Source organism: Bacillus sp. EKM501B (genome assembly GCF_011800505.1).
GTDB classification, from domain to species: Bacteria; Bacillota; Bacilli; order Bacillales; family Bacillaceae_G; genus Bacillus_A; species Bacillus_A cereus.
This window is the reverse complement of sequence record NZ_JAALFZ010000057.1, coordinates 1-581: the sequence shown is the minus strand read 5'-3', so window position 1 is coordinate 581 and position 581 is coordinate 1. Positions and strand designations below refer to the sequence as shown.

Genomic DNA, 581 nt, shown 5'->3' with positions numbered 1-581 from the left:
TAAAGTTAGTTTGTCTAGCATCTAAAATAAAAATTGACGTTTCACGTTGTTTGTTTCGTTCAGTTTTCAAAGAACTAAAAGCGGGTGAAGAGAATCGAACTCTCGACCAGAGCTTGGAAGGCTCTTGTTTTACCACTAAACTACACCCGCGTGGTCGGGAAGACAGGATTTGAACCTGCGACCCCCTGGTCCCAAACCAGGTGCTCTACCAAGCTGAGCCACTTCCCGTAATTGGCGCGCCCGAGAGGAGTCGAACCCCTAACCTCTTGATCCGTAGTCAAACGCTCTATCCAATTGAGCTACGGGCGCTTATTCATGATGTTTTTTCGTCGTTGTAATTTGGCGACTCAATTATCTTATCATACTACATTTTCAAATGCAAGTACTTTTTTAAGATTTTTTTGATGCGGCCGAGAGGACTTGAACCTCCACGGGGTTTCCCCCACTAGGCCCTCAACCTAGCGCGTCTGCCGTTCCGCCACGACCGCGCAGAAAAAACAAAAGTGAGCCATGAAGGACTCGAACCTTCGACCCTCTGATTAAAAGTCAGATGCTCTACCAACTGAGCTAATGGCTCGTAA

5 tRNA genes are annotated in these 581 nt (G+C 46.8%); all 5 read right to left on the bottom strand.

Going from position 1 to position 581, the window contains the following annotated elements:
* Positions 1-79: 79 nt before the first annotated feature.
* The 5 genes from HFD78_RS29030 to HFD78_RS29010 all read right to left on the bottom strand — a co-directional run bounded on the left by HFD78_RS29030 (position 80) and on the right by HFD78_RS29010 (position 577).
* A tRNA-Gly gene (locus tag HFD78_RS29030) sits at positions 80-150 on the bottom strand.
* Position 151: 1 nt separating this feature from the next.
* A tRNA-Pro gene (locus tag HFD78_RS29025) sits at positions 152-228 on the bottom strand.
* A gap of 4 nt (positions 229-232) precedes the next feature.
* Positions 233-309, bottom strand: a tRNA-Arg gene (locus tag HFD78_RS29020).
* 96 nt (positions 310-405) lie between these two features.
* Positions 406-488 (bottom strand) — tRNA-Leu (locus HFD78_RS29015).
* A gap of 16 nt (positions 489-504) precedes the next feature.
* Positions 505-577 (bottom strand) — tRNA-Lys (locus HFD78_RS29010).
* Positions 578-581 lie beyond the last annotated feature (4 nt).